Consider the following 10,191-nt stretch of genomic DNA (forward strand, 5'->3'; position numbering starts at 1 on the left):
GCGTCAGTCGCGGCGGTGGCGGCGGGCTTGGCGGCGCCACCGGTGGCCTCCTGGGCCGCGGCGGGCAAAGCCGCGCCGAACATCATCACAACGGCGGCGCTGGCCAGCCAGGTCGTTATCGTTTTTTTCATTCAGGTTCCCCTTCCCCGTTTTAGAGTGCGTCGTTGCCGGTCTCGCCGGTGCGGATGCGCACCACCTGCTCGAGGTCGTACACAAAGATTTTTCCGTCGCCGATCTTGCCCGTGCGGGCCGCCTTTTCGATGGTCTCGATGGCCATGTCCACGATGGCGTCGTCCACCGCGGCCTCAATCTTGGTCTTGGGCAGGAAGTCGACCACGTACTCGGCGCCGCGGTACAGCTCGGTGTGCCCCTTCTGGCGGCCGAAGCCTTTCACTTCGGTCACCGTGATGCCCTGCACGTTGATGGCCGAGAGCGCCTCGCGGACCTCGTCGAGCTTGAAGGGCTTGATGATGGCGGTGATGAGTTTCATGTTGGCCTCGTGGTTAGAAAGTCTTGGAAAGGGCGAGCACGGCGGAGGTCTTGCCCAGGTTCTTGCCATCCGGGCTGACCACGATGTCGATGTCGGTCGACACCACCGCCAGCGACAGCGAGGCAAAGCCGAGGTCCTTGGTCACGCCCAGCTTGTAGTCGGTGTACGAGAAGGCGCTGTTGTTCTTCACGGTCTGGTGCCCGGCGTGCAGGTTGAGCGTGTAGCCGGAGCCAAGGTCGACGTTCGCGCCCAGGTCCAGATAGCCGCTGTGCTTGGAATCGGCGGTGCCGAACAGGTTGGTGGTCGAGACCGAGTACTTGGCATAGGCCGGGCCGTAGCCGAGCTGGCCGTACAGTTCGAAAGTGTTGGCGCTGGTCGGAAGGCTGTTGGACGGGTAGAAGTAGTACAGGCCGCCCACGTCGTAGGACAGGCCAGTGCCGCTGATTTCGCCGCGCTTGCCGGCGTACAGGTCCCATTCGATGCTGCCGTCGCCGCCGGCGTCCTTGATCCATTTGATGGTGGAGAGCCAGGTGCCGGCATAGAAGCCGGTCGGATTGTTCACGTAGTCGGCGCCGCCTTGTAGGGCGGGCTTCAGACGGGTCTGCGACAGGCCGCGGTAACGGTAGTCGGAGGTCACGGCGGCATTGAAGGTGACTTCGTCGGCGGGTTTGGTCTCCTCGGCCTGGACCGCGGGGGCGGCCAGGGCCAGGGCGAGCAGTGCGGCCAGGGACAACTTGTGAGTCATGGGCTTCATGGCTGTTTCCTTAGTTTTGAACACGTCATTCTTGGGAGAGGATTACAATCTTGGAAAAGCTTGCAACTGCATCCATATGTCTGGTTAGCAGGACTCGTGCCAGCGAAAATTCAGGGCTGATGCAGCGAAACCGCACTTAATTCAAGCGCTCGCGCACCGCTTTGGTGCGTACGGAAAGGAATCACAATGGACATGAACAGCTTCTTCAATGATTTGCAAAGCAAGATCAACCAGGCGGTCGAGAACTCGCCGGTCAAGGACATCGAGAAGAACGTGAAGGCGATGATGACGCAGGGCTTTTCCAAGCTGGACCTGGTGACGCGCGAGGAATTCGACGTCCAGGCCCAGGTGCTGGCCAAGACCCGCGAGAAGCTGACCGCGCTGGAACTGCGCGTCGCCGAACTGGAAGCCCGCCTGGCGGCGCCGCAAGAGCCGTAAGGCCCAGCATGCGGGCTTGGCGCCGGCGGCTGGTGGCCGCGTTGTGGATGAGCAGCGTGGCCGGACTGGCCGGCGCGCCGCTCGCGTTCGCGGCCGAGACCGGGCCGTCGGCACCGGCCGTCCTGGCCCAGGCCGACCGCATCCGGCTGGCCGAAGCGTTCCGCATGTCCGCCCAGCTGGGCGACCGCATCTGGCCGGGCTGGACCGCAGCGCCCTTCGCGGTGCTGCTGGTGACGCCGGACGCCGAATTCCTGGTCCGCCACCCCAAGCCCACGCCCGACTTCACGCGCATCGGCCACGACGACCTGCTGGACAGCGACATCTACCGCCGCCCGCGCCAGTTCCCCACCAACCTGCAGGCCACCTTTCCGGCTGTCGCGGACCTCCCCACGGTGGTCATCGGCACCGCCGAGAACACGGCCTCCAAGACGTCCACGCCCTGGGTCGTGACCGTGATGCACGAACACTTCCACCAGCTGCAAACGTCCCAGCCCGGCTATTTCGCCGGCGTGGACAAGCTGGACCTGAAGCGGGGCGACACCACCGGCATGTGGATGCTGAACTTCGCCTTTCCGTACGCCGCGCCGGGCGCGCTGGAGCACGTACGCCAGCTGGCGCAAGCGCTGGGCGCGCCGTCCACCACGCGCGCCCAGTACGCGCAGCTGCGCGCCGCCTTCAACGCCGGCCTGCAGCCGGATGAAGCCCGCTACTTCGGCTTCCAGCTCTGGCAGGAAGGCCTGGCCCGCTACACCGAGATCCGCATCGCGGACTGGGCTGCGGCGTCGTACGCGCCGAGCCCGGCCTTCGCCGCCCTGCCCGACTACCAGCCCTTCGCGGCGCGCGCACAAGCCCTGCACGCCCGCGTGAACGAACAGCTCGCCGCCGCGAAGCTGGCCGACGACAAGCGCGTGCTGTTCTACGCGATTGGCGCGGCCGAAGGCCTGCTGCTGGACCGCACCGCCCCTGGCTGGCAGGCCCGCTACTTCGCCCAGCCGTTCGACACCTTGCCTTATTTCGCCACGCCTTAGCTTGCATCAGCGGTGAAGTGCTTCCTATGCTGAGAGGATAACCAGCGGGAGGTGCGAGATGGACACGATCACACGTGAGCAAAGCAGCACCCTGCGCGCTGCGCTGCGCGGCAGGCTGATTGAACCGCAGGACCCTGATTACGACACCACGCGCGCCATCTGGAACGGCATGATCGACCGGCGCCCGGCCATGATCGCGCGCTGCGCGGGCGTGGCCGACGTGATCTCCGCCGTGCGCTTCGCGCGCGACAGCCACCTGAGCCTGGCCGTGCGCGGCGGCGGCCACAACATCGGCGGCAGCGCGCTGTGCACGGACGGCATCGTGGCCGACCTGTCCGGCATGCGCGGCGTGCGCGTCGACCCGCAGGCGCGGCGCGCCTGGGTGGAAGGTGGCGCCACGCTGGCGGATGTGGACCATGAAACGCAAGCTTTCGGCCTCGCCACGCCGCTCGGCATCAATTCCACCACCGGCGTCGGCGGGCTCACGCTGGGCGGCGGTTTCGGCTGGCTCACGCGCACGCTCGGCATGGCCGTCGACAATCTGCGCGCGGCGGACATCGTCGACGCCACCGGCCAGCTGCGCCATGTCGATGCGCGCCATGAGCCGGACCTGTTCTGGGCCATCCGCGGCGGCGGCGGGAACTTCGGCGTGGTCACCATGTTCGAATTCGAGCTACATCCGGTGGGGCCGCTGGTCACGGCGGGGCTGCTGGTCTACCCGTTCGCGGAGGCGCACCAGATCCTGACCCGCTACGCCGAACTCACCGGGCGGCTGCGCAACGACGTGTCGGTCTGGGCCATCCTGCGCAAGGCCCCGCCCCTGCCCTTCCTGCCGCCCACCGTGCACGGCGCGGACATGCTCGCGCTGGCCGTGTTCTCGCCGCTGCAGCCGGATGCGGTGAGCGCCGAGATCAACGAGCTGCGCCAGTTCGGCACCGTGCTCGGCGAGCACATCGGCGCGGTGCCGTATGCGGCCTGGCAGAAGACCTTCGATCCGCTGCTGACGCCGGGCGCACGCAACTACTGGAAGTCCCACAATTTCACCCAGCTGAACGCGGGCGCGATCGAGACCATCGTGGCGTATGCGGCGCGGCTGCCGTCGCCGCACAGCGAGATTTTCCTGGGCCTCATCGGCGGGCGCGCCAACGCGCTGCCACCGGAAGCGACCGCCTATCCGCACCGCAATGCCCTGTTCGCCATGAATGTCCACACGCGCTGGACCGAGCCGTCGGACGATGCCGAGTGCATCGCCTGGGCACGCGAGTTCTTCAAGCAGACAGCACCGTATGCGGCGGGCAGCGTTTACATCAACTTCCTGAACGAAGATGAAAGCGAGCGCATCCGCGAAGCCTACGGGCCCAACTATGCGCGGCTGGCGGCGCTGAAGGCGCGCTACGACCCCGCCAACCTGTTCTGCAATAACCAGAACATCAAGCCTTCGGCGTGAAACCAAAAGCCCCGCAGCCAGGTGGCATGCGGGGCCGTAAGGGGGCAGTGAAAGTGGTACGTGCGGTCAGCCGATGCCGCCCCCGCCCGCGTTGACCACGGACTGCCGCCCGAACAGGATGTACCACGGGTCGAAGTGGAAGCCCGCGGTACTGGTGTCCTTCAGGGTCGCGTAGCCGAAGCCGGCGAACATGCCAGTCTGCGGACTGGCCTGGCGTACCGTTACGTAGTCGCCCCAGCGCGTGGTGGCGCGGTCGCTGGCTTCCGGGTACCAGACCACGAAGTCCCCCAGGATGCCGACCGCGGCCTGGGCGTAGGCCGTGTCACCGCCCCAGCCGAGCGTGATGCCGACTTCTTCCCGGTCGTTGGTGGCCAGGGACGGGTAGGCGAAGGCGTAGTCGGGGTTCCAGATCGGGAAGTGGTCGAGCAGCTTGTAGCCGTTCTTGACGTCGATCTTCACCACCTGCACGTGCGGGTTGGGAAAATTGAAGCCGCCGTGCCCGCCATCGCCCGCGGCGCAGCTCCACGCGAACCAGACTTCGTTGGCGTTGCGGCGCGTGGCGCCGATGGCGGCGAAGCGGGGGAAGTTGTCGAGCTTCTGCAGCCAGTCGTTGCCATCGGGGGCGCTGGAACTGATCGTCCCGTTGGCCCAGTTGTACTTGAGCGAGACGTCGCGCCAGAAGTAGGTGGTCGAGTCGGCCTTCCACGAGAACACCTGCAGCGTGCCGTTGTCCTTGGGCGAGCCGGTCCCGCACCAGAACACTTCGTCACCCGTGTTCTGGGTGATGTGGGCGCCGAACGCCGAGCGCGAGTCGCCAGGGTGGGTGAACCAGAAATTGATGGTGCCGCCCGCCTGGATTTCGTTGAGCGGGATTCGCACCACCACCAGGCCGATGTTGGCGCCGCCGCGGCCGTCCACGCTCAGGTAGAGATGGTTGTCGCCCAGTGACATGTCGGGATAGTCGAGCGGCCCGGTGGTGTCGGCCAGTGCGGGGATGCCGATGGCGCCGTTGGTGATGTCCCAATAGGTCCAGGCGGTGGCCTTGCTGTTGATGACATCCTGCGGGCTGGCCGCAGCGATGCGCAGGCGGCTGTTGCCATCGCTGCCCGGCTGGAACTGCATCAGCCAGATGAAGCGGTCGATCGAGGGCGCGTACTGGAGCACCTGGTCGCAGCAGAAGCCGCCATCGGCCGTGTTGGGGAAGATGGTGGTGGGGTCGATCGCGGTGAAGCTGGCGCCGCCATCCAGCGAGTACATGGCGTACCAGTTGCCGCTGGCCATGACGACCATGCCCGCCTCGGCCCCGCTGATGTCGGCGGCCACGGTGGACATCGGCGTGGCCTTGTCGCCGTAGTTGGTGTACTCCCCGAACACCACCGGGTCGGCGTCGCCACCGGCGCCCGGGCCGTCCGAGAAGTTGGCCACCTTCAGGCCGCTGCCGGGCACGACGAAGCCGCGGAACGGGCCGACCGGCGAGTCGGGCGCGGGCGCTTCGTTCGGCTCGTGGTCCTCGTCATCCGGGCCGGAGGGCTGGAACGGCGCGCCCACCACGCGGAAGGGACCGATGGCCTGGCCGAAGCCCGCCGTATTGAAGCCGGAACCGGGCGGGTTGCGCGGGCACGGCTCATACACGCACACGGGCGGCTCGGGCGGCTCGTTCTTGGGCGGGCAGCACTCGTGCATCTTGCAGCGCATCTGCTCCAGCTGCTCGTAGGCCAGCGCGGCCTCCGGGTGACTGGCTTTGTACAGGCCTAGCATGGCCTCGCCGACCAGCTTGGCGCCAGTGTGCATGTGCCCGTGCATATGGGTCTCGTTGACCAGGGTGCAGGTGTTCCTGGAGACGTGCTCCAGGATGCACAGCGCGGTGTCGAGCTGGCCGCTGATCTGCACCAGGCTGGCGTTGCTGGCGGCCTGCAGCTCGACCATGATGCGCAGCAGGCGGGTCAGCTCGTCGCAGCAGCGGTCGTGGTTCTGGTTGTCGTAGGTGTCGGGCATGGCGGTCTCCAGTGAGGGGTCGATTCCTCATGGTTGCCTCCTGCGGCTGGCTGGTCTTGAGACACGGACACTGGTCGCGCACGTTTGGCGCAGCGCAAACGCGCACGGGGTCGAGTCCCTAGCATCGGTGGGTCAACCGGGGAGAGACGATGGGACTTGCCGTGGTACACAGCCGCGCCCTGTGCGGCATGGACGCGCCGAGCGTCAACGTGGAAGTGCATCTGGCCAATGGCCTGCCGGGCATCGCGATCGTGGGCTTGCCCGATGCCGAGGTGCGCGAGGCCAAGGAACGCGTGAAGGCGGCGCTGCAGAACGCGGGCTTCGAGGTGCCGGCGCGGCGCATCACGATCAACCTGGCGCCGGCCGATTTGCCCAAGGAGTCAGGCCGTTTCGATTTGCCGATTGCGGTTGGTATCCTGGCCGCGTCGGGGCAGCTGAAGGGCAAGCTCGATCCGTACGAGTTCGCGGGCGAGCTGTCGCTGTCGGGCGAACTGCGGCCGATCCGCGGCGCGCTGGCGATGGCGCTCGCTTTGCGGCGCGAGGGGCGCAAGCGCAGCTTCATCGTGCCGGATGCGAATGCGGACGAGGCCGCCTTGGCCGAGGGCACGGTGATCCTGCCGGCGGCGACCCTGCTGGAGGTCTGCGCCCACTTCGCGCGCAAGGAGCTGCATGTGCCGCTGGCGCCGCACGTGCCCTCCGCGGCACTGGCGCCGCACACGTGGCCGGACTTCGCGGACGTGAAGGGCCAGCATTTCGCCAAGCGGGCACTGGAGGTGGCGGCGGCCGGCGGCCATTCGGTGCTGATGCTGGGGCCGCCCGGCACAGGCAAGACCATGCTGGCGATGCGCTTCGCGGGCATCCTGCCGGAGCTGACGGACGAGGAAGCGCTGGAGAGCGCGGCCGTGCAGTCGCTGAATGGCAGCTTTCATGCGGGGCAGTGGAAGGTGCGGCCGTTTCGCAGTCCGCACCACACCACCTCGCCCGCCGCGCTGATCGGGGGCGGGTCGACGCCCCGTCCCGGCGACATCTCGCTCGCGCACCACGGCGTGCTGTTCCTGGACGAGCTGCCGGAATTCGACAGGCGCACGCTGGAGGCGCTGCGCGAGCCGCTGGAATCCGGCCGCGTGACCATCTCGCGTGCACTGCAGCATGCGGACTTTCCGGCGCGCTTCCAGCTGATCGCGGCGATGAATCCCTGCCCCTGCGGGTTCCTGGCGCACCCATCCGGCAAATGCCATTGCTCGCCGGACCGTATCTACCGCTACCAGCAGCGCATCTCGGGGCCACTGCTAGACCGGATCGACCTGCAGATCGAGGTCCCCGCGCTGGCGGCCGAGATGCTGGCGGCCGAGGCGACCGGTGAGCCGAGCGCCGTGATCGCGGCGCGGGTCGCAGCCGCCGTGGACCGGCAGCGGGCGCGGCAAGGCAAGCTCAACCACCAGCTCGGGCCGCGCGAGATCGACCGCTACTGCAAGCCGTCGCCGGAAGGCGAAGCCAAGCTGCGCGAGACCATGATGCGGCTGCACTGGTCGGCACGCGCCTACCACCGCGTGCTGCGGGTGGCGCGCACGCTGGCCGACCTGGCGGGCAGCGCCACGGTGGAGGTGGGACACGTGTCGGAGGCGACCACGCTGAGGCGCGCGCTGCAGGGCGAGCCGGCGCCGGATGCACTGGAGGCCATGAAGAAGCAGATCGAGGCGAAGGCCGCCGAGCGCAAAGGCACCGTCCCCGCACCTCCGTCTGCCTGATACCATGGCAGCATGCGATTCCTTCTTCACTCTACCGCCCTGCTCTGTCTGGCCCTGGCCTTGGCCGCCTGCAGCCCGACCTACAACTGGCGCGACTACAGCAGCCCGGATGCGCCCTACCGCGTCATGTTCCCGGACAAGCCCGCCAAACACACCCGCAGCGTCGACCTGAACGGCGTGCACGTGAACATGACCATGACGGCCGCCGAGGTCGAGGGCACCATGTTCGCCGTGGGCAGCGCGGAGACCGCGGATCCCGCCCAGGCGCAGGCGGCGCTGGACGCCATGAAGACAGCACTGGTGCGCAACATCGGCGCCACCCTCAGCAGCGAGAAGCGCGCGGCGGGCCCGGTGATCGACATCGAGGCCACGGGCGTGCAGAACGGGCAGCCGATGCGTCTGGTCGGCCACTTCGAGGCGCGCGGCAAGCGGATTTACCAGGTGGTGGCGCTGGGGCGCGCGCGCGACATGCAAGCGGAACAGGTTGACCAGTTCATGAGCTCGTTCGCGTTGCAATAACACCGGGTCCGAGCGTGCGCGCGCTGACCTGCAGCGCGAGACGTGTTATCGTTTCGACACGAACACTCTGTCACTGACGATCATGCTCATCACATTCAAATCGAAAGCTGCCGCCGAGGTGCCGATGTACAAGGAGCACGCCAAGCGCATGCTGGACCTCCTGCACAAGGACACCGACCGCGGCATCATCACCGCCGCCGAGGCCGGATCGGCCGTCAAGCTGCTGGAGCAGGAAATCGCGGAAAGCCGGGCGCATCCGGCGTCGGACGAGGTCACGCGCGACGTCAACGCCCACCATGGCGAGCAGGGCGACGACCCCGACCACGAGGGGGCACAGATCGTCAGCTTTGCCACGCGCGCCTTCCCGCTGCTGCAGATGCTGAAGGCGGCCCGCGACCAGGGCCAGGACGTGGTATGGGGCGTGTAGACGAGCCTGCCCTGGTCAGCCAGCGGCATCACGAGCTCACGGCGGCGGACGGGACCACCCTGTACGTCGCCGATTACCTGCTGCCGCGGGCCCAGGCACGCGGCAGTGTGGTCGTGATGCACGGGCTCGGCGAGCATAGCGGGCGCTACCGTCATATCGCGCAGTTTTTCAATGAATGCGGGCTGTCGGTCCGCACCTATGACCATCGCGGGCACGGCCGTTCAAGCGGCGCGCGCGGGGACGTCATCCATGGCGACCCGATGGTGCAGGACGCCGAGATCGTGCTGGACGACTTTGCCGCCAGCTTCGACGCCCCGCCCTTCCTGTTCGGGCACAGCATGGGCGGGCTGTTCGCCTGCCGCTTCGCGCTGTCCCGGCTGTCGCCGTTGAGTGGGCTGATCCTGTCATCACCGGCGCTCAGCGTGCGCCTCTCCGGCCTGGAAATGACGATGCTGAACACTTTGGACCGGTTCCTGCCCTGGCTGGGTGTGCCCAACGGGCTGAAGGTCGACAAGTTGTCGCACCGGTCCGATGTGGTGGCTGCCTACAAGGCCGATCCTCTGGTCCACGGCAAGATCAGCGCGCGCCTGCTGCGCTCCATGCTGGGGTCGATCGACTATTGCCAAAGCCATGCGGCGCAGCTGACGGTGCCGGCGCTGATCGTCGCGGCCGGTGACGATCATCTGGTCGATGCCGAAGGCAGCAAGCGCTTCCACGCTTCCGCACCGGCCAGCCTGTGCGAGCTGCGCATGTATCCCGGCCTGTACCACGAGATCTTCAATGAAAACGGCGCCGAAGCGCCGTTTGAGGATGTGCGGCAGTGGCTGCTGCCGCGTCTGCCAGCTGCCTAGCTGGTCGCCGCCGAGCGGGTCAGCTTGTCCACAATGCGCTCGCGGCGCGCCATCACGAAATCCACGAACACCGGCTGCTTGACCGCCATGCGGATCGGCCACGGCAGCGCCGCATAGCAGTATTCGGCCACCGTGCGCATGACCGATTCGTTGGCCAGCACAGTCCGGGTGGCATCGCCGGACTTGCCCGCGATCTGGAAAATCTCCGAGCGATGTTTGTCCAGAACGCTGTCCAGGGCGCCGCTCATCATGTCGTTCAGCTTGGCGGTGTTCACGTCGCTCATCGTGGCCTCCTCATGAAAAAGAACTGCCATGTTGCCGAACAGAAGCCGATTGGATTCTGCGTGGCCGCAAGGCGGGATTTTCGCCACAAGAACGGCGCCGTGTCGCCCGTCCGGAAAGCAAAAAAGCCCGCCAGCGATTCGCTGACGGGCTTTTCCTTTATAACTAGCCTGACGATAACCTACTTTCACACTGGTTGCAGCACTATCATC

12 protein-coding genes are annotated in these 10,191 nt (G+C 67.0%); 8 read left to right on the forward strand and 4 right to left on the reverse strand.

Annotated features, from left to right (window positions below; translation table 11 throughout):
- Positions 1 to 151 precede the first annotated feature (151 nt).
- Entirely contained in the window at positions 152 to 490 is a 339-nt protein-coding gene (locus tag E4L96_RS13970; protein ID WP_135207837.1) for a P-II family nitrogen regulator, read from the reverse strand.
- Positions 491 to 503: 13 nt separating this feature from the next.
- Positions 504 to 1,244 carry a TorF family putative porin gene (locus E4L96_RS13975; protein WP_135207838.1) on the reverse strand — a complete coding sequence of 247 codons (741 nt, stop codon included), beginning with the start codon at positions 1,242 to 1,244 and terminating at the stop codon, positions 504 to 506.
- Between the two features lie 186 nt (positions 1,245 to 1,430).
- Here E4L96_RS13975 and E4L96_RS13980 point away from each other — a divergent pair, with 186 nt between their 5' ends.
- Genes E4L96_RS13980 through E4L96_RS13990 form a run of 3 tightly spaced genes read left to right on the forward strand, consistent with a single transcriptional unit; the run spans position 1,431 to position 4,157 of the window.
- Complete coding sequence (locus tag E4L96_RS13980) at positions 1,431 to 1,682, forward strand: accessory factor UbiK family protein (protein WP_135207839.1); 252 nt, start codon at positions 1,431 to 1,433, stop codon at positions 1,680 to 1,682.
- Between the two features lie 8 nt (positions 1,683 to 1,690).
- Complete coding sequence (locus E4L96_RS13985) at positions 1,691 to 2,710, forward strand: hypothetical protein (RefSeq protein ID WP_135207840.1); 1,020 nt, start codon at positions 1,691 to 1,693, stop codon at positions 2,708 to 2,710.
- 58 nt (positions 2,711 to 2,768) lie between these two features.
- On the forward strand, positions 2,769 to 4,157 hold the full coding sequence (locus E4L96_RS13990) for an FAD-binding oxidoreductase (protein WP_135207841.1): 1,389 nt from the start codon (positions 2,769 to 2,771) through the stop codon (positions 4,155 to 4,157).
- Positions 4,158 to 4,223: 66 nt separating this feature from the next.
- On the opposite strand, the gene E4L96_RS13995 is transcribed toward E4L96_RS13990, so the two are convergent.
- The gene (locus E4L96_RS13995) at positions 4,224 to 6,152 is read right to left on the reverse strand and encodes a hypothetical protein (RefSeq protein ID WP_135207842.1); all 1,929 of its coding nucleotides are present in this window, start codon (positions 6,150 to 6,152) and stop codon (positions 4,224 to 4,226) included.
- Between the two features lie 149 nt (positions 6,153 to 6,301).
- Between E4L96_RS13995 and E4L96_RS14000 the strand changes: the two genes are divergently transcribed.
- The 4 genes from E4L96_RS14000 to E4L96_RS14015 all read left to right on the forward strand — a co-directional run bounded on the left by E4L96_RS14000 (position 6,302) and on the right by E4L96_RS14015 (position 9,697).
- Positions 6,302 to 7,900 (forward strand): YifB family Mg chelatase-like AAA ATPase, encoded by a 1,599-nt coding sequence (locus E4L96_RS14000; RefSeq protein ID WP_135207843.1) that lies wholly within the window; start codon positions 6,302 to 6,304, stop codon positions 7,898 to 7,900.
- 12 nt (positions 7,901 to 7,912) lie between these two features.
- The gene (locus E4L96_RS14005) at positions 7,913 to 8,419 is read left to right on the forward strand and encodes a hypothetical protein (protein ID WP_135207844.1); all 507 of its coding nucleotides are present in this window, start codon (positions 7,913 to 7,915) and stop codon (positions 8,417 to 8,419) included.
- A gap of 82 nt (positions 8,420 to 8,501) precedes the next feature.
- Positions 8,502 to 8,846: a DUF1840 domain-containing protein gene (locus E4L96_RS14010; protein ID WP_135207845.1), complete on the forward strand. Its 345-nt coding sequence runs from the start codon at positions 8,502 to 8,504 to the stop codon at positions 8,844 to 8,846.
- Complete coding sequence (locus E4L96_RS14015; protein ID WP_135207846.1) at positions 8,834 to 9,697, forward strand: alpha/beta hydrolase; 864 nt, start codon at positions 8,834 to 8,836, stop codon at positions 9,695 to 9,697. The genes E4L96_RS14010 and E4L96_RS14015 overlap by 13 nt, the downstream gene beginning before the upstream one ends.
- Here the strand turns inward: E4L96_RS14015 and E4L96_RS14020 are convergent.
- Positions 9,694 to 9,981, reverse strand: a complete 288-nt coding sequence (locus E4L96_RS14020) for a hypothetical protein (RefSeq protein WP_135207847.1) — start codon at positions 9,979 to 9,981, stop codon at positions 9,694 to 9,696. The genes E4L96_RS14015 and E4L96_RS14020 overlap by 4 nt on opposite strands.
- Positions 9,982 to 9,993: 12 nt before the next feature.
- Between E4L96_RS14020 and E4L96_RS24080 the strand changes: the two genes are divergently transcribed.
- The coding region (locus tag E4L96_RS24080; RefSeq protein WP_220433434.1) for a hypothetical protein at positions 9,994 to 10,191 on the forward strand (198 nt) is incomplete at its 3' end.

Origin of the sequence: Zemynaea arenosa, from assembly GCF_004614185.1 — a bacterium.
Lineage (GTDB): Bacteria > Pseudomonadota > Gammaproteobacteria > Burkholderiales > Burkholderiaceae_D > Telluria > Telluria arenosa.

Bases quoted from the DNA above. Each gene is read 5' to 3' on its own strand.
- E4L96_RS13995 (WP_135207842.1), bottom strand. From the start codon at position 6,152: ATGCCCGACACCTACGACAACCAGAACCACGACCGCTGCTGCGACGAG.
- E4L96_RS14020 (WP_135207847.1), bottom strand. From the start codon at position 9,981: ATGAGCGACGTGAACACCGCCAAGCTGAACGACATGATGAGCGGCGCC.
- E4L96_RS13985 (WP_135207840.1), top strand. From the start codon at position 1,691: ATGCGGGCTTGGCGCCGGCGGCTGGTGGCCGCGTTGTGGATGAGCAGC.
- E4L96_RS14010 (WP_135207845.1), top strand. From the start codon at position 8,502: ATGCTCATCACATTCAAATCGAAAGCTGCCGCCGAGGTGCCGATGTAC.
- E4L96_RS13975 (WP_135207838.1), bottom strand. From the start codon at position 1,244: ATGAAGCCCATGACTCACAAGTTGTCCCTGGCCGCACTGCTCGCCCTG.
- E4L96_RS13980 (WP_135207839.1), top strand. From the start codon at position 1,431: ATGGACATGAACAGCTTCTTCAATGATTTGCAAAGCAAGATCAACCAG.
- E4L96_RS14000 (WP_135207843.1), top strand. From the start codon at position 6,302: ATGGGACTTGCCGTGGTACACAGCCGCGCCCTGTGCGGCATGGACGCG.
- E4L96_RS14015 (WP_135207846.1), top strand. From the start codon at position 8,834: ATGGGGCGTGTAGACGAGCCTGCCCTGGTCAGCCAGCGGCATCACGAG.
- E4L96_RS13990 (WP_135207841.1), top strand. From the start codon at position 2,769: ATGGACACGATCACACGTGAGCAAAGCAGCACCCTGCGCGCTGCGCTG.
- E4L96_RS14005 (WP_135207844.1), top strand. From the start codon at position 7,913: ATGCGATTCCTTCTTCACTCTACCGCCCTGCTCTGTCTGGCCCTGGCC.
- E4L96_RS13970 (WP_135207837.1), bottom strand. From the start codon at position 490: ATGAAACTCATCACCGCCATCATCAAGCCCTTCAAGCTCGACGAGGTC.